This window comes from Streptomyces sp. NPDC059917 (assembly GCF_042730635.1).
In the GTDB taxonomy this organism is placed as follows: Bacteria; Actinomycetota; Actinomycetes; order Streptomycetales; family Streptomycetaceae; genus Streptomyces.
On sequence record NZ_JBHWLC010000126.1, the window covers coordinates 1 to 16,673 of the forward strand.

Annotated in this window: 15 protein-coding genes and 1 pseudogene; 10 read left to right on the forward strand and 6 right to left on the reverse strand. The window is 72.0% G+C overall.

Going from position 1 to position 16,673, the window contains the following annotated elements; translation table 11 throughout:
* Nucleotides 1-46: 46 nt before the first annotated feature.
* Complete coding sequence (locus ACFWAR_RS37365) at nucleotides 47-1,324, reverse strand: M6 family metalloprotease domain-containing protein (protein ID WP_385787567.1); 1,278 nt, start codon at nucleotides 1,322-1,324, stop codon at nucleotides 47-49.
* Between the two features lie 381 nt (nucleotides 1,325-1,705).
* Between ACFWAR_RS37365 and ACFWAR_RS37370 the strand changes: the two genes are divergently transcribed.
* The 3 genes from ACFWAR_RS37370 to ACFWAR_RS37380 all read left to right on the forward strand — a co-directional run bounded on the left by ACFWAR_RS37370 (nucleotide 1,706) and on the right by ACFWAR_RS37380 (nucleotide 5,463).
* Nucleotides 1,706-2,350 (forward strand): TetR/AcrR family transcriptional regulator, encoded by a 645-nt coding sequence (locus tag ACFWAR_RS37370; RefSeq protein ID WP_385787600.1) that lies wholly within the window; start codon nucleotides 1,706-1,708, stop codon nucleotides 2,348-2,350.
* Nucleotides 2,351-2,492: 142 nt separating this feature from the next.
* Nucleotides 2,493-4,025 (forward strand): MFS transporter, encoded by a 1,533-nt coding sequence (locus ACFWAR_RS37375; protein ID WP_385787570.1) that lies wholly within the window; start codon nucleotides 2,493-2,495, stop codon nucleotides 4,023-4,025.
* Nucleotides 4,026-4,476: 451 nt separating this feature from the next.
* Nucleotides 4,477-5,463, forward strand: coding sequence for an RNA polymerase sigma factor RpoD/SigA (locus ACFWAR_RS37380; RefSeq protein ID WP_385787572.1), 987 nt, complete (start codon nucleotides 4,477-4,479; stop codon nucleotides 5,461-5,463).
* Nucleotides 5,464-5,773: 310 nt separating this feature from the next.
* Here the strand turns inward: ACFWAR_RS37380 and ACFWAR_RS37385 are convergent, their stop codons facing one another.
* Nucleotides 5,774-6,727, reverse strand: a complete 954-nt coding sequence (locus ACFWAR_RS37385) for a helix-turn-helix transcriptional regulator (RefSeq protein ID WP_385787574.1) — start codon at nucleotides 6,725-6,727, stop codon at nucleotides 5,774-5,776.
* 63 nt (nucleotides 6,728-6,790) lie between these two features.
* On the opposite strand from ACFWAR_RS37385, the gene ACFWAR_RS37390 reads away from it, so the two are divergent.
* From ACFWAR_RS37390 to ACFWAR_RS37405, 4 genes are all read left to right on the forward strand, one after another.
* Nucleotides 6,791-8,386, forward strand: a complete 1,596-nt coding sequence (locus ACFWAR_RS37390) for an MFS transporter (RefSeq protein WP_385787577.1) — start codon at nucleotides 6,791-6,793, stop codon at nucleotides 8,384-8,386.
* Nucleotides 8,387-8,520: 134 nt separating this feature from the next.
* Nucleotides 8,521-9,282 (forward strand): DeoR/GlpR family DNA-binding transcription regulator, encoded by a 762-nt coding sequence (locus ACFWAR_RS37395; protein ID WP_385787580.1) that lies wholly within the window; start codon nucleotides 8,521-8,523, stop codon nucleotides 9,280-9,282.
* Nucleotides 9,279-10,232: a 1-phosphofructokinase gene (gene pfkB, locus ACFWAR_RS37400; RefSeq protein WP_385787583.1), complete on the forward strand. Its 954-nt coding sequence runs from the start codon at nucleotides 9,279-9,281 to the stop codon at nucleotides 10,230-10,232. Before ACFWAR_RS37395 ends, pfkB begins: the two co-directional genes overlap by 4 nt.
* Complete coding sequence (locus tag ACFWAR_RS37405; RefSeq protein WP_385787586.1) at nucleotides 10,229-12,322, forward strand: fructose-specific PTS transporter subunit EIIC; 2,094 nt, start codon at nucleotides 10,229-10,231, stop codon at nucleotides 12,320-12,322. Before pfkB ends, ACFWAR_RS37405 begins: the two co-directional genes overlap by 4 nt.
* 24 nt (nucleotides 12,323-12,346) lie before the next feature.
* On the opposite strand, the gene ACFWAR_RS37410 is transcribed toward ACFWAR_RS37405, so the two are convergent.
* Nucleotides 12,347-13,114, reverse strand: a complete 768-nt coding sequence (locus ACFWAR_RS37410) for a DUF6227 family protein (protein WP_385787589.1) — start codon at nucleotides 13,112-13,114, stop codon at nucleotides 12,347-12,349.
* Between the two features lie 192 nt (nucleotides 13,115-13,306).
* Here ACFWAR_RS37410 and ACFWAR_RS37415 point away from each other — a divergent pair, with 192 nt between their 5' ends.
* Nucleotides 13,307-13,957, forward strand: coding sequence for a vitamin K epoxide reductase family protein (locus tag ACFWAR_RS37415; RefSeq protein ID WP_385787592.1), 651 nt, complete (start codon nucleotides 13,307-13,309; stop codon nucleotides 13,955-13,957).
* Nucleotides 13,958-14,076: 119 nt separating this feature from the next.
* Here ACFWAR_RS37415 and ACFWAR_RS37420 read toward each other — a convergent pair whose 3' ends face one another.
* Nucleotides 14,077-14,484: a rodlin gene (locus tag ACFWAR_RS37420; protein WP_385787603.1), complete on the reverse strand. Its 408-nt coding sequence runs from the start codon at nucleotides 14,482-14,484 to the stop codon at nucleotides 14,077-14,079.
* 271 nt (nucleotides 14,485-14,755) lie between these two features.
* Between ACFWAR_RS37420 and ACFWAR_RS37425 the strand changes: the two genes are divergently transcribed.
* Together ACFWAR_RS37425 and ACFWAR_RS37430 are read left to right on the forward strand one after the other, a co-directional pair.
* On the forward strand, nucleotides 14,756-15,274 hold the full coding sequence (locus ACFWAR_RS37425) for a hypothetical protein (protein WP_385787595.1): 519 nt from the start codon (nucleotides 14,756-14,758) through the stop codon (nucleotides 15,272-15,274).
* Nucleotides 15,275-15,427: 153 nt separating this feature from the next.
* Nucleotides 15,428-15,667, forward strand: coding sequence for a chaplin (locus ACFWAR_RS37430; RefSeq protein ID WP_354380449.1), 240 nt, complete (start codon nucleotides 15,428-15,430; stop codon nucleotides 15,665-15,667).
* 84 nt (nucleotides 15,668-15,751) lie between these two features.
* Here the strand turns inward: ACFWAR_RS37430 and ACFWAR_RS37435 are convergent, their stop codons facing one another.
* Entirely contained in the window at nucleotides 15,752-16,096 is a 345-nt protein-coding gene (locus ACFWAR_RS37435; RefSeq protein ID WP_385787598.1) for a hypothetical protein, read from the reverse strand.
* Nucleotides 16,097-16,305: 209 nt separating this feature from the next.
* A pseudogene (locus ACFWAR_RS37440) lies at nucleotides 16,306-16,673 on the reverse strand (hypothetical protein); the annotation flags it as partial.

Genomic DNA, 16,673 nt, shown 5'->3' on the forward strand with positions numbered 1-16,673 from the left:
GTGTCGGGTCCGGCGGGCAGGCCGCGCCCCGCATCACCCGCCCGCCCTAGGGACGGGTGATGCGGACCTGGTACTTGCCGGTGCGCAGCTCACCGACCACCGAGATGCTGATGCCCGCCGCCGAGTCGGTGAAGGTCTCGCCCGGCTTGTAGGGCGCGTCCGAGAGTTCGCCGTGCACGTTGGCCCGCCGGGTGCAGCCGCCGCTGGCGGCCGCGCTGTCGGCGACGGTGACCGGGCCGCGGCCCGTGTCCACCTCGGAGTCCACCTTGTAGATGAGGACCCCGGGCTTGCAGACGGCCTCGTCGTTCCCGGCCTGGGTGCGGACCTCGACGGCGTAGCCCGCGCTCTCCGAGGTCGGTACGAAGGCCAGCTTCACCCCGCCCTCGATGCCGAGCGGGGACAGGATGTGGTCGCTGGTGCCGGACTTGGCGGCGCAGCTGATCTGGTTGGTGTCCAGCCAGCCGAGCTTCCACTTGTGCCAGCCCAGCAGGTCGTTGTTGGACCCCCAGTCCTCGCTCATGATGTCCCAGTGGCCGACGCTGCCCCCGCCGTCCTGGGTGTAGAGGTCGGGGAGCCCGAAGACGTGGCCGTTCTCGTGGGGGAGCACCCGGTAGCCCGTCTCGCGGTACGAGCCGGAGCCGTCGTCCTGGCGGCTGTAGACGAAGGACGTGTTCGCCAGCGGCACGCCGTCGGCGACCGGGGCCTCGCCGTTGCCGGAGAAGGTCACCGAGAGCACGGTGTCGAGGGCGGACGGTCCGGCGTTCGGCGTGACCAGGATGTTGATCAGGTCGTACCGGCTGAAGTCCACCTGGGCGTCCGCGGCCCGGGCTATGTGCTCGACGAGCTGGCGGTAGCCGGGCTCGTAGGCGGATCCGCGCTCGATGCCGTACGCCGCGAAGGGCATCGGCATCCGCAGCCAGGTCCGTATCGGGGCCTCGGGCTTGTAGGTGAGTCGCCCGTAGGAGCTGGTGCGGAACCAGTCGGAGGTCTGCGGGAAGAACTCGGACAGCCGGTCCAGGGCCGGGCCCTCTCCCTTGGCGTCCGGGAAGTCGATCATCAGGTTCAGTGCGCGGACCTCGCCGGTCGAGCGGGAGTACCCGGGTGCGGTCGGCAGCCCCTCGGACATCTGCACGCCCATGGCGCCGGAGATCCGGCAGGGCGCGAGGGCCGATTCGTTCGTCGTGGCCGCGGGGCCGGCCGCCGTGTGCGTCCGGCTCGATATCCCGACGCCCGCGGTCGCCGTGATGCCGATGGCGAGCGCGGTGAGGCCGACGTAGGCACTGGCGCGGCGGGGTGTGCGTATCCGGTGGCGGGTCTGCGGCATGGAGAGCGCCTTCGGGTCCGCGGCAGCCGGCCGGGTCCGGTCTGCGCTCTGTGCGCCCACCCTCTGACGGGTACGGCGCGCCCGCGCGTCGGGAGCGGCCATCCGGGCGGAGCGGGGCCGAAGGGGATGTGACCCAGGTCACACGGTGGGGTGAAATAACCGGGGAGGGAATCCCCGTTTGCATGTGAGTCGACGTAAGCGGGGACTGGCTCCCCGGTTACCGAAGGCGCAAGAACCGGAAACCGGGAACCAGGGAGGCCAGGAGTGAAGCGTTCGTCGAACACCCCGACCGCGGAGCTCGCGGCCCCGACCGCCGCGCCGAGCCTTTCGGAGGCCGCCGCCGCACCCGCCCCGTGCACCGCGCGGGCCGCGGGCGAGCGGGTGCCGCGCCCGCGGGCGGACGCCGTGCGCAACCGCGAGCGGATCCTGCTGGCGGCCCGCGAGATGTTCGTCGAGTTCGGCGCGCACGCGCCGCTGGACGAGATCGCGCGCCGCGCCGGAATCGGCAACGCCACCCTCTACCGGCACTTCCCCGAGCGGGCGGACCTCGTCCACCGGGTCGTCCTCTTCGTCATGGACCGGGTCGCCGCCCATGCCGAGGACGCCCTGGCCGCGACGCTGGACCCCGCGGCGGCGGATCCGGTGGACGCCTTCGAGGCCCTCTGCCGTTTCACGCACGCGGCCGCCGACGAGCGGATCGGCGCCCTGTGTCCCATGCTCGCGGGGGACTTCGACCGCGAGAACCCCGAACTCCTCGCCGCGCGCGACGCGTTGGCCGAGGCCGTGGAGGAGCTGCTGGTGGCGGGCCAGCGCGCCGGGCTGGTGCGCACCGACATCGCCGCGGGCGACCTGATGGTCGCGCTGTCGCAGCTCAGCCGCCCGCTGCCGGGCGTCGCCTGCCTCGACGCGGACCACTTCGCGCACCGCCATCTCCAGCTCTTCCTGGACGGGTTGCGGGCACCGGGCCACTCCGTGCTGCCCGGATCCGCGGCCACGCTCGAAGACCTCAGGCAGAAAACCATGTGACGCCCGGGGTCGCTCCCACTAGCGTCGAACACTGCCCGGAACGCAGTCATTCGCCTGGTTAGTCCACTTCCCCTCCGCTTCACTTCGTTCGCCCCAGTCGATTCACCTTTACGTCATTCCGCACCGTGAGATAGGTACCCCCATGTCAAAAACAGCCGCGAGCCTGCCTCAGGCTGACCCCAGTCGCTGGCGGGCGCTGGTCTTCATAGCCCTGGCGCAGCTGATGGTCGTCCTCGACGCGACCATCGTGAACATCGCCCTTCCGTCCGCCCAGCAGGACCTCGGGATCTCCGACGGCAACCGCCAGTGGGTCATCACCGCCTACGCCCTCGCCTTCGGCGGACTGCTGCTCTTCGGCGGCCGGATCGCCGACCTCTGGGGCCGCAAGAACGCCTTCATCGTCGGCCTCATCGGCTTCGCCCTGGCCTCCGCGCTGGGCGGCGCCGCGAACGGCGAGGCCATGATGCTCGGCGCCCGCGCCCTGCAGGGTGCCTTCGGCGCGCTGCTCGCGCCCGCCGCCCTCTCCCTCCTCGCGGTGATGTTCACCGACGCCAAGGAGCGGGCGAAGGCCTTCGGCATCTACGGTGCGATCGCGGGCGGCGGCGGCGCCGTCGGCCTGATCCTCGGCGGGTTCCTCACCGAGTACCTGAACTGGCGCTGGACCTTCTTCGTCAACATCCCGTTCGCGATCATCGCGGCCGTCGGTGCCTGGATGGTCATCCGGGAGCCCGCGGGCACCCGCAACCGCTCCGCGCTCGACATCCCGGGCGTGGTCCTGTCCACCCTCGGTCTCGTCTCCCTCGTCTACGGGTTCACCCGCGCCGAGTCGAACGGCTGGACCGACCCGCTCACCCTGGGCCTCTTCATCGGCTCGGCCGTCCTGCTGGGCGCCTTCGTCCTGATCGAGTCCAAGGTGAAGTCCCCGCTGCTGCCGCTGCGCGTCCTGATGGACCGCAACCGCGGCGGCGTGTACCTCTCGCTGGGCCTGGCCGTCATCGCGATGTTCGGCCTGTTCCTCTTCCTGACGTACTACCTCCAGGTCGTGAAGGGCTTCTCGCCGGTCAAGACCGGCTTCGCCTTCCTGCCGATGATCGTGGGCATGATCACGGGCTCCACCCAGATCGGCGCCCGTCTGATGACCCGCGTGCCGCCGCGGCTGCTGATGGGCCCCGGCTTCCTGGTCGCGGCCTCCGGCATGCTGCTGCTGACCCAGCTCGAAGTGGACTCCTCCTACCCCGCGCTGATCCTCCCGGCGCAGCTGCTGCTGGGTCTGGGCATGGGCTCCGCGTTCATGCCGGCGATGTCGCTGGCGACGTACCGGGTGAACCCGGCCGACGCCGGTGTGGCCTCCGCGATGGTCAACACCTCGCAGCAGGTCGGCGGCGCGATCGGCACCGCACTGCTGAACACGATCGCCGCCTCCGCCACCACGGCGTACCTCACCGCGCACGCCGCCGAGGCGGCCGGTGGCGGCGCGGCCGCGAAGCTGGTGCAGGCCCGCGCGATGGTCGAGGGCTACTCCTCGGCGATCTGGTGGGCGGTCGGCATCCTGGTCGCCAGCTCGCTGATCGCGCTGACCCTGATCAACACGGGCCGTCCCGACACCGGGGCCACGGCCACCGGTGAGGGCGCGGACGCGGAGGCGGAGAACAGGATCCCGGTCATCGCGCACTGACGCCCGGGCGCGGAACGACTGCGGAATGACGACGACCCCACCCCGTTCGCACGCGAACGGGGTGGGGTCGCGGCGTTTCCGGGAGGCGGCGGGGTGCGGCGGGGTGCTCCGGGGGGCGCCGGGGGACTCCATCGGACAATCCGGTCATCTCCGCAGGCAACCAGAACCCGGTGCGGGCCGTCTTCACGGGTGGAAGTGCAGCCGGGGGCGGCGCTGACCGCGCGCTCCGGGCGGTCTCGGTTCCGGGCCTGACCTGCGCCTCCGCGGGATCTGAGGACTCCGGCACCGCTTCGCGGCGGGGCAGGATACTGCAAGATCTCGAAAAAGGGATGCGGCGCGGGAATTCTGTCCCGATTCCAGTCGTTGTTTCCTTCGGATGGGGGTACTCGGGAGAGTGCCACACCAGCAGCAGCAGCCGCACAGCGACCGAACTCATTGCTAGGGAGCACGCATGGCAACCCGCGCCGTCGCCCGTCGTCAGTCCTCCAGTGCCAGCAGCGCGCGCGCCGTGGGCGGGGAGATCGCCGATCGCGATCTGGTCGGCATGTACCTGGACGAGATCGCGCGCACCCCGCTCCTCGACGCGGCGAAGGAAGTCGAGCTCTCCCAGATCATCGAGGCGGGCGTGTACGCCCAGCAGATCCTCGACGGCCGGATAGAGCGCGCGGAGAAGGCGCTTCCCACGACGGAGGAGCTGGAAGTGCTCGCCGCCGAGGGCGAGCGCGCCAAGGAAGTCTTCATCCGCTCCAACCTGCGCCTCGTGGTCGCCGTGGCCCGCCGCTATCCCCGCAGCGGCCTGCCCCTGCTCGACCTGATCCAGGAGGGCAACGCGGGCCTGGTGCGCGCGGTGGAGAAGTTCGACTACGCCAAGGGCTTCAAGTTCTCCACGTACGCCACGTGGTGGATCCGCCAGGCGGTCACCCGCTCCATCGCCGACCAGTCGCGCACGATCCGGCTGCCCGTGCACCTCGTGGAGGAGCTGGGCCGCATCCGCCGGGTGCAGCGCGAGTTCAACCGGGAGAACGGCCGGGACCCGGAGCACGCGGAGATCGCCGCCGAGCTGGAGACCACCGAGAAGCGCGTCGGTGACGTCCTGGACTGGGCGCGCGACCCGGTCAGCCTGAACATGTCGGTCGACGACGAGGGCGACACGCAGTTCGGGGACCTCCTGGAGGACACCTCCGCCGTCTCGCCGGAGCAGTCGGTCATGTCGCTGCTGCGGAGCGAGGAGCTGGAGGACCTGATCGCCAAGCTCGACCAGCGCACCGCCTCGATCATCAAGATGCGGTACGGGATCGAGGACGGGCGGGAGCGGACGCTGACCGAGGTCGGCAAGCAGCACGGGCTGACGCGCGAGCGGATCCGGCAGATCGAGAAGCACGCGCTCCTGGAGCTGAAGCGAATGGCCCGCGACACGGGCTTCGACGCGGTCGCGTAACCCCCCACACAGCCCCGACCCCTATTCCCCCAGGTGTCGGGGCTCCCCCTTGCCCGCCCCCGCGCCTCGGCCATGCCCTCAAACGCCGGGCGGGCTGGGTTTGCCTCCGCTCGACCGGGGCCGCCCGTGTGGGAGGGCTGCGCCCTCAATCGCTGGGCAAGCTGGGTTCGACCGGCCCGGGGCCAATTCAGCCTGCCCGGCGTTTGAGGGCCCGCCGGAGGCGGATGCGGGCCGCGGGCGCGCACTCGGCCGGCCACCGGAGACATGATCAAGCCCGCCCGGCGATTGAGGGCACAGCCCGCCCGCCCCCCTAGGAGGCCGCGGCCGAGGCCGTGAGGCGGGTGCCGAGGGCGCGGGCCGTGGCCGCCAGGGACGCGGGGGACACGACCGTGAACGGCAGACCCGTCAGGGCGAGCCGCGCCGCGAGCCACTCGGGCGCGTCGCCGCAGGCGAACCGCACCCGACACCCCCCGCCAGGCTCCGCCTCCGCGACCCCCACCCACCCCGGCACCGCCTCCGGCGCCGTCGCGAAGCGCAGCTCCACCTCGTACGTGGCCCCGGGCCCGTGCCGCAGCCCCCGCTCCACGAAGGCCACGGCGTCCATCGGCAGCTCCCGCGGCGCGAACCTGGCCCCCGTCGGGAAGGGCTCGCTCACCCGGTCCACCCGGAAGGTCCGCCAGTCGTCCCGGTCCAGGTCGAAGGCGACCAGGTACCACCGCCGCCCGGTGCTCACCAGCCGGTTCGGCTCCACCAGCCGCCGCGTCCCGACGCCGTCCGCCGCCCGGTAGGCGAACCGCAGCCGCTCCTGCCCGGCCGTCGCCGAGGCGATCGTCGTCAGCGTCCGCGGGTCGATGCTGGCCCCGTCCCCCCGGGTCAGCGCGACCGTCGCCGACTGCAAGGAGCTGACCCGGTGCCGCAGCCGCGAGGGCAGCACCTGCTCCAGCTTGGCCAGCGCCCGTACGGACGCCTCCTCGACCCCCTCGATCGCGTGCCCGGCCCCGGCCCGCAGCCCCACCGCGATGGCCACCGCCTCCTCGTCGTCCAGCACCAGCGGCGGCATCGCCGCCCCCGCCACCAGCCGGTACCCGCCCTCCGCGCCCAGCGTGGCCTCCACCGGGTACCCCAGGTCCCGGAGCCGGTCGATGTCGCGGCGGATGGTTCTGGAGCTGACCCCGAGCCGGTCCGCCAGCTCGCTCCCGGGCCATTCGCGGGGAGTCTGGAGCAGGGACAGCAGGGTCAGCAGCCGTGCCGGGGTGTCGGTCATGCAATCCAGATTGCCAGGGAAATAGGACACCAACTGACCTACATGCCGTCTAGGTTTCTCCTCATGAGCACGGAGACATCCAAGACATCGCCCGAGAACGAGACCGGGCCCGAACCAGCAGAACGGAAGTCGGCCGAGGGGTGGGACGACGCCCCGCTGGACGCCACGGCGGACCGCAGGCGCTGGCTGGCCCTCGCCATCGTCATGACCGCGGCCTTCATGGACCTGGTCGACGTGACGATCGTCAACATCGCGATACCCAGCATGCGGGGCGACCTGCACGCCTCGACCAGCGCCATCCAGTGGATCACCGCGGGCTACGCGCTCGCCTTCGCCGCCGGCCTGATCACCGGTGGCCGCCTCGGTGACATCTACGGACGCAAGCGCGTCTTCCTCATCGGCATAGCGGGCTTCACCGCCGCGTCGCTGCTGTGCGGCATCGCCGCCAACCCGGCCATGCTCGTCACCTCCCGCCTGCTCCAGGGCTCGATGGCCGCCATGATGGTCCCGCAGGTGCTGGCCATCATCCACGTCACCTTCCCGCCGCACGAGCGCGGCAAGGTCTTCGGCATGTTCGGCGCGATCGTCGGCCTCGGCGCCGTCTCCGGCCCCATGCTCGGCGCGCTGCTCACCGAGTGGAACATCTTCGGCCTCGAATGGCGCCCGATCTTCCTGATCAACCTGCCGGTCGGCATCGCGGGCGTGATCCTCGGCCGCAAGTTCATCACCGAGTCCAAGGCCCCCAAGGCCCTGCGCCTCGACCTGGTCGGCGTCCTCATCGCCACCGCGGGCATGGTCATGCTGATCTACCCCCTCACCCAGGGCCGCGAGAACGGCTGGCCGCTGTGGGGCTTCCTGTGCATGGGCGCGGTCCCGTTCCTGATCGTCGGGTTCATCGCCTACGAGAAGTACAAGATCCGCAAGGACGGTTCGCCGCTCGTCGAGCTGTCCCTGTTCAAGGTCAAGAGCTTCGCGGCGGGCGTCGCCGTCCAGCTCACCTTCGGCATCGCGACCGGCATCTTCTTCCTGGTCTGGACGCTCTACATGCAGATGGGCCTCGGCTGGAGCGCCCTGCGCGCGGGCACCACCGGCATCCCCTTCTCCATCGCCGTCTCGGCCGCCGCCGGTCTGTCCGTGCAGAAGCTGGTGCCGCGCTTCGGCCGCAAGGTGCTCCAGGCGGGCGCCCTGACGATGGCCGCCGGTCTGCTCCTCTACATCTGGGAGTCGAAGCACTACGGCATGGAGATCGCCTCCTGGCAGATGGCCGCGCCGCTCGTGGTGATGGGCCTCGGCATGGGGCTGATCGTGGCCCCGCTGACCGACGCGGTCCTCTCGGAGGTGCCGCGCGAGCACGCCGGCTCCGCCTCCGGTCTGATCAACACCACCAACCAGATGGGCAACGCGCTCGGCCTCGGCCTCACCTCGGTCGTCTACTTCGGCGTGATCGAGAACGACGCGGTCTTCGGGCCGCAGTACGTCGAGGCCTTCCGCAGTGCGCTGTGGTGGGTGGTCGCGGTCCTCGTCGTGATCTTCGCGGTGATGTTCGCGCTGCCGCGCAAGCAGGCCGGACCCTCCCACGAGGGCGAGGGCGCCGGCGCTGACGGCGGGAGCGCCGACGGCGACGGTCAGGTCGCCCTGGAGAAGGTCCCGGTCTCCTAGGCCGTCCGGCTCCACTTCACGGGCATGTCCGCCTTTGTTGGCGGGCATGCCCGTTTTTGTTTGTTTGCTCATTGATTCGGGCGTACGGTACAGGGGAACCCACTGAGTCGGGCATCGAACGGACGTAAACCCACATGTACGCACCGGAGCGCCAGCAGGAGATCCTCCGCCTCGCCCGCGAGGCGGGCCGGGTCGACGTGCTCTCCCTCGCCGAGCAGTTCCAGGTCACCGCCGAGACGGTGCGCCGCGACCTCACCGCACTGGACCGGGCCGGGCTCGTCCGCCGCGTCCACGGCGGGGCCATCCCGGCCGGCCGCCTGGACTTCGAGCCCGACCTCACCGAGCGCGAGTCCACCGCCGCCGACGAGAAGGACCGGATCGCGGCCGCCGCCCTCGCCGAGCTCCCCGACGGCGGCAGCGTGATCCTCGACGCCGGCAGCACCGTCGCCCGCCTCGCGGCCGCCATCCCGGTCGACACCGCGCTCACGGTGGTCACCCACGCGCTGCCCGTCGCCGCCCGGCTCGCCGACCACACCGGCATCGACCTGCACCTGGTCGGCGGCCGGGTCCGCCACCGCACGCGCGCCGCCGTCGACGCCTGGGCGCTGCGCGCCTACGCCGAGGTCCGCGCCGACGTCCTCTTCCTCGCGACGAACGGCTTCACCGCGCACGGCGGGCTCACCACCCCCGACCTCGCCGAAGCCGCGGTCAAGCGCGCCGCCGTCGCGGCCGCCCGCCGCGTCGTCGTCCTGGCCGACTCCTCGAAGTCCGGGCAGGAACAGTTCGCCCGCTTCGGCACCTTCGCCGAGGTGGACCTCCTCATCACGGACCGGGGCCTGGCCCTCGAAGACAAGGCGGCGATCGAGGCCGCCGGTACGGAAGTCGTGCTCGTATGATCCTCACCGTCACCCCCAACCCCTCCCTGGACCGGACGTACGAGGTCCCCGCGCTGGACCGGGGCGAAGTGCTCCGGGCCACCGCCGAGCGGGTCGACCCCGGGGGCAAGGGGGTCAACGTCTCCCGGGCCGTCGCGGCCGCGGGCGTCCGTACGACGGCGGTCCTCCCGCTGGGCGGCGCCCCCGGCACGCTCATCGCCGAACTCCTCGACGCCCAGGGCGTGGACGTCACCGCGGTCGCCATCACGGGCCAGACCCGCTCCAACATCTCCGTCGCCGAACCCGACGGCACCCTGACGAAGATCAACGCGGCCGGTCCCGAACTCAGCGGGGCCGAAGCCGCGCTGCTCCTGGAGACCGTCCGCGGCTGCTCCACCGGCGCCGACTGGATCGCCTGCTGCGGCAGCCTCCCGCGGGGCCTCGCCCCCGAGTGGTACGCCGAGCTGGTCGACCGGGCGCACGCGGCGGGCGCCCGGATCGCGCTCGACACCTCCGGCCCGGCCCTGACGGCCGCGCTCGCCGCCCGCCCGGACGTCATCAAGCCCAATGTCGAGGAGCTCGCGGCGGCCGTGGGCCGACCGCTGGCCACCCTGGGCGACGTGGTCGAGGCCGCCGAGGAGCTGCGGGCCCGGGGCGCCCGAGCGGTACTGGCCTCCCTCGGCGCGGACGGCCAGCTCCTGGTCGAGGCCGACGGCACGCACTACGGCACGGCGGCCGTCTCGGCGGTACGCAGCAACGTGGGCGCCGGTGACGCCTCCCTGGCCGGCTTCCTGATCGCGGGCGGTACGGGGCCCGAGGCCCTCGCCTCGGCCCTGGCCCACGGCGCGGCCGCGGTCCAGCTCCCCGGCAGCGCCATGCCGACCCCCGCGGACCTGCGCCCCGACGCGGTCCGCGTCACCCGGGACGTCCCCCTGGACCTTCCGCTGTCCGAACGGAGCGACGAGCGATGAGCGAGACGACCACGATGATCACCGCGGAGCTGGTCGACCTCGACCTCGCGGCCGACTCCAAGGAAGCGGCGGCCCGGGCCCTGGCCCTGCGCATGGCCGCGCTCGGCCGGGTCACGGACCTGGAGGGCTTCCTCGCGGACGTGGCGGCGCGGGAGGCGCAGATGCCGACCGGGCTGGAGGGCGGGATCGGCATCCCGCACTGCCGCAGTGCGCATGTGGCGACGGCGACGTTGGCCTTCGGGCGGGCCCCCGCGGGGGTGGACTTCGGGGCGCCGGACGGGCCCGCGGACCTGATCTTCCTGATCGCGGCGCCGGCGGGGGCCGATGACGCGCACCTGACGATCCTGTCGTCCCTGGCCCGCCGCCTGATGCGGCCCGACTTCGTGGCCGCCCTGCGCGCCGCCACCTCCCCGACCGAAGCCGCCACCCTCATAGCCCCCCCGGCCACGACCGCCCCCGGGGCAGGGGCAGGGGCAGTTGCAGCCTCGCCGGCGTTTGAGGCGCGGGTCCGGGCGGAGCCCGGGACGGTGGCCGCGTCGTCGGCTCCGTCCCCGTCCCCGTCCGACGTCGCCTCCGGCGGGCCCTCAAACGCCGGGCAGGCTGAAAGTGGCGGGCAGGCTGTGGGTGGGTTCAAGGTCGTGGCCGTCACGTCCTGTCCGACCGGGATCGCGCACACCTACATGGCCGCCGAATCCCTCCAGCGCGCCGCCGAGGCCGCCGGCATCGAGCTCCTCGTCGAGACACAGGGCTCGGCCGGTTTCACCGCCCTGGCCCCCGCCGACATCGCGGCCGCCGACGCGGTCGTCCTCGCCCACGACGTGCCCGTCCGCGACCGCGCCCGCTTCGCGGGGAAGCCCACCGTCGACGTCGGCGTGAAGGCCGGGATCAACCGCCCCGCCGAACTCCTCGCGGAGGCCCGCGACAAGGCCGCCCGCGGCGACACCGGCGACACCGCACCGACCCCCGTCGAGCAGGTGGCCGGACAGCCCGGCGAGGGCTACGGCGCGAAGCTCCGCACCTGGCTCATGTCCGGCGTCAGCTACATGGTCCCCTTCGTCGCCGCCGGCGGTCTCCTGATCGCCCTCGCCTTCGCCATCGGCGGCTACGGCATCAACGAAGCGCCCTCCGTCGCCGAGCACTTCGTGTGGACCGAGTCCGCCAGCTGGGCGGCCCTCCTCTTCCAGACCGGCGGCCTCGCCTTCGGCTTCCTCGTCCCGGTCCTCGCCGGCTACATCGCCTACGGCATGGCCGACCGCCCGGGCCTGGTCCCCGGCTTCGTCGGCGGCGCCGTGGCGCTCACCATCAACGCCGGCTTCCTCGGCGGTCTGATCGCCGGTCTGATCGCCGGTGGCACGGTCCTCGCCGTCCAGCGGGCGAAGGTACCGGCCGCGATGCGCGGGATCATGCCCGTGGTGGTCCTGCCGCTGATCGGCTCGGCGGTGACCGCCTTCCTGATGTTCCTCGTCGTCGGCAAGCCCGTCGCCTCGCTCCAGCAGGCCCTGACCGACTGGCTGTCCGGCCTCTCCGGCGCCAACGCGATCATCCTCGGCGTGGTCCTCGGCCTGATGATGTGCTTCGACCTCGGCGGTCCGCTCAACAAGGTCGCGTACGCCTTCGCCATCGGCGGCCTCGCCACCCCCAACGAGGGCAGCCTGAAGGTCATGGCCGCCGTGATGGCCGCGGGCATGGTGCCGCCGCTCGCCATGGCACTGGCCACCACCGTGCGCGGCAAGCTCTTCTCCGCGACCGAGCGCGAGAACGGCAAGGCCGCCTGGTTCCTGGGCGCCTCGTTCATCAGCGAGGGGGCCATCCCCTTCGCCGCGGCCGACCCGCTCCGGGTGATCCCGGCCGCCATGGCGGGCGGCGCGGTCACGGGCGCCCTCTCGATGGCCTTCGAGTGCACGCTGCGGGCCCCGCACGGCGGCATCTTCGTCATCCCGCTGATCGGCAACCCGCTGCTCTACCTGATCGCGATCGCCGCCGGCACCTGCGTCGCCGCGGGCCTGGTGGTCCTCCTCAAGGGCATGCGCCGCCCGGCCCCGGCGGCCACCGGCGCCGTCACCGAAGCGGAGGTCCCGGTCGCCGCCTGAACCGACCGGTGGCCGGGACCCGGCTCACCTCACCCGCGCGCGGAGCTCCATGGCTCCGCGCGCGGCCGTTTCCGTCTCGTAGACCTCGCACATGTGCCGCCCGTCCGGCGTGGCCGTGTGCTCGACCTCCCACAGGCTCAGCTCGCTCCCGTCGAGCAGGACGAAGGCGTGTTCGTAGAGGCTGAAACCGGCGCCCCGGCCGTCCGCGAGGCACTGCCGGGTACCGAACGCCTGGGTGATCCGGTGCGCGTACGCCGAGGTCAGCCGCCGTGCGACCGCCTCGCCCGGCCGGTCGGCGTTCTCCGCCCGGCGCAGCACCCGGCGGGCGTGGTCGGCCGACTGCTCCACCGCGTACTCCCGGTGCTGCTGGACCGGGGAGGAGGCGGCGAAGAGGGCGCTGAGCGCGCCGTGGTCACCGAGCTCGTCCTCGGCTTCCTCCATCAGTGTGAAGTCCCGCGCCGCGGCCGGGTCCTCGCCGAACAGCCGGACCGCCGCCAGCGCGGCCTCCGCCTTGCTGACGAACACCTCGTGCCGGGTCGCGCGATCGTGCTCCAGGCGGTACACGAGCTCCCACAGCGTCGCGGGCTCGCCGTCGGCGAGCAGGTAGGCGTGCCGATGGGTCTCACGCCAGCGGCCCGCCGCCGGGCCGTGCTGCGTGCTGTGGAGCGAGGAGCTGTGGGCGAGCGCCGTGCCGAGGCGCTCGACCAGCCGGTCCGGGAGGTCGAAAGAGTTGAGGGCGCGGCCCAGGAGTCGCTCGAGGTGCGCCTCGGTTGTCTCGTACGGATCGCTCAAGGTGGGTCTCCAGGCCGTCGCAGCTTGTTACGTCACGGAAGCTCAACGTAGCCCCTGGTTCGGACATCACGTCCGGGGTTCGGTAAAACGTCCGGGAAGTGCCTGGGGTTCCCGGCACTCCATCCGGTCAACTTGCGTACGGATAGCCATGGTTCGCCATGATCGGTGGCGAAGTGCGGGACTATGGGCCGTATGGCAACGAATACAGTGGGCGTCCCCCGCCAGCAGGGGCAGCCCCGCGCTCCACATGAAGGCGAGCCGGACGAACGGATCGCGGCCCCCCGCGGACTCGCCTGGCTGCTGGTTCTCACCGGGGCGGCCGGGCTGCTCGCCTCGTGGGTGATCACCCTCGACAAGTTCCTCCTGCTGGAGGACCCGGACTTCAAGCCCGCGTGCAGCCTCAACCCGGTGGTCTCCTGCGGCAGCGTGATGCAGAGCGAGCAGGCGGCTGCTTTCGGCTTCCCCAACCCCATGCTCGGCCTCGCGTGTTATGCCGTCGTGCTCTGCGTCGGCATGGCCGTCCTCGCGGGCGCCCGCCACCGTGGCTGGTTCTGGCTCGGGCTCAACGCCGGGACCTTGTTCGGCGTCGGCTTCTGCACCTGGCTGATGGTTCAGTCGCTCTACGAGATCAACGCGCTGTGCCTGTGGTGCTGTTCGGCCTGGGTGGCGACGCTGGTGATGTTCTGGGCCGTCACCGCGCACAACGTCCGCACCGCGGTGCTGCCCGCGCCGGGCCCGGTCAAGAGCTTCTTCGCCGAGTTCGGTTGGGCTCCGCCCGCCCTGCACGTCGGCGTGATCGGGATGCTGATCCTCACCCGCTGGTGGGACTTCTGGACCGGTTGATCGGGTCCGCCCGGTCGGCGGGCGGTGGACGGGCGAGGGCCCCGGCAGCTGGAAGCTGCCGGGGCCCTGTCACTTCGCTCCACGGGCGCGGGGGCCCGGACCGGAATCGAGTGCGGTGATCAGCTGCCCGCGGACAGGTTGCCCGAGAGGACCGGGATGTTGTCCAGGATGTGCGAGAGGGACTCGTCGCCCTTGGCCTGGGTGGAGTTCTCGGTGCACTGCTGGTTCATCGGGTTGGACAGGACGTTGATGTCCTGGACGCCGACGTTGACCAGGGCCACCAGCGACTGGGCGTTGATCTTGGCCGGCAGGCCGATGCAGGGCTTGTTGGCGGAGCCCTGGACCAGGCTGAGCTGCGGGCTCATGTCGCCCGTGGTCTTCTGGTTGCCGTAGACCTGGGAGGCGCCGTTGCCGTTCACGGTGTTCACGCCGTTGTCGTTGCCGATGGCCAGGGCCGGGGCGGCCGTGGCGACACCCGCGGTGAGCACGGACGCGCCGATCAGGGTGGCCTGGACGAGCTTGTTCATCATGTTCCTTTTGTCGCACGAGTGCCCGCTAGTGGAGCGCCCTGATCAACTGCCCGGTCGGGGGGTTGGTTCCGCTGCTTCACTCAAACGGCCCGTTCCGGCGCGGGATTTCCCCAGCCCGGGTGAGAGCGCCCCGGACGCCTGCGCGAAGCCCGTACGCAGCCCGCAGTGGTTCATGATCCTGTTGCGGTCCGTAGAACCTATTAGCACGGTGGGTAATAGAACCGGACTGACATGGTCCGATTCGGTCCGACCATCCGAAGGAACCGCCATGCACCCCACCAAGGCGTCCCGCGTCCGCGTCCTCGTCCCGGCGGCCGTCACCGCGGCCATACTGTTCGGTGCCGCGGCCCCGGCGAGCGCCCTCGACGGTGAGAGGGGTGCCGCGCTCACCGAGCGGGTCGCCGCGGCCCAGCGGCAGATCGACGAGCGCGTGGCGGCGGCCGGTCCCATCGACGACCTGCTCGCGGGCCTGACCAAGACCCTCACGGACCTGCTCGCGTCCCTCTCCGGGATGATCAAGATCCCCGAGATCAAGCTGCCGGAGGTGCCGGGCGTGAAGCTGCCCCCCATCCAGCAGCCGAAGCTCCCGGAGATCAAGCTCCCCACGCTCCCCAAGCTCCCGGCCGTCCCCGCGGTCCCGGCCGTCCCCGCGGTCCCGGCGGTCCCCGCCGTTCCCGCTGTACCGGGAGTGCCGGCGGTCCCGGCCGTTCCCGCGGTGCCGCCGGTGGAGAAGCTGGTGCCCGAGGTACCGGACATTCCAGAGATCCCGGACGTACCCTTCCGCTAGTCCCATACCGGGGCGGATGTCGCGTCGCGGTTACGACTATTGCTCTGAACAGGTCTGATTCTGTTCGGAGCCGTGTCGTCCGGGGAGTTGAGGCGTTTCGTTCGTTGTGAGCCCCGGTTCGGGGCAGGACATCGAACAGAAGGTGCAATTCCCATGAACTCTGCCAAGAAGGCCGCCCTGGTCATGGCCGCCGCTGGTCTCGCCGCGGCCGGTGCCGCCGGTTCCGCCGCCGCCGACTCCTCGGCCGAGGGCGCGGCCGTGGGTTCCCCCGGTGTCCTGTCGGGCAACCTCGCCCAGGTCCCGGTCCACGTTCCGGTCAACGTCTGCGGTAACTCCGTGAACGTCATCGGCCTGCTGAACCCGGCGTTCGGCTCGGTCTGCGTCAACGACTGACGTCAGTCACCGCATGTGACCGTGGGCGCCACCGGCATCGCCGGTGGCGCCCACGGTCGTTGGTGCGCGGGGAGTGCGACGGCGTCAGTTGTGGCCGTTGTTGAGCTTCACGCCACCCAGCATCGGCGTCAGCTTGGTGACGCCGTTGGCGGCGCCCAGTGCCTCGGTCGGCCCCGCGTTGCGCAGCTGGTTCACCTTCTGCGCGGTGCCCACCACCTTGCCGACCGTGTCGCCCTGCTCGGCCAGCCCGTTGCCCACCGTCTGGGGGAGCGAGGCGGAGACGGGGGCGGCCGCGTTGAGGACCTCGGTGACCCCGCCCGTGAGGCTCATGGGAGGCATCGCGCCGGCCTCGGCGGCGAAGGCGGGGGTCGCGGCGCCGAGGGCGGCGACGGAGCCGGCGATCACAGCGGCGACCTTCGTGTACTTCATTATCGAAATCCTTTTCCAGTGACGACCGTCGCGTCACTTTCGCCCTGGGTAACGATTCCTTCGGGCTGCGGAAACTCTGTCGCCCGAATTGTCCGCAAGTTCCTCGAACGCGGGGCGAACGAAATCGGCCGGAGAATCCGATCAGGATTCTCCGGCCGATGTCTTTTCGAATCTTTTCTGATTACCGCTCCGTCCCGGACCGCTCCCGGTCAAGAGACGCGGGACCTCCGGTAAAGGATCGAACCGCCGAGCAGCAGGGCGGCGGCGAGGGCCGCGGCCGCCGCGGGCTGGCCCGCTCCCGTCTCGGCCAGCATCGGCGCTCCCATGGGGGCGCGGGCCGGGGTCTGCGGGGCGGGTGCCGGGAGGGTGACCGCGGGGCGCTCGGGGGCGGGCGCGGGTACCGGTGCCGGGAGCAGGTGGATCGGGGCGTCACCCGCGGGAGCGGCCGGGGGCTGGTCCGCCGCGGGGGCGGCCGGTGCCGGTGCGACCGGTGCGGGTGCGGGCGGGCGTACGGCCTCGGGCACGGGCAGCGGCGCGGGCGCCGGCGCGGCGGCGGGGGCCGGGGCCGGAGCGGGGG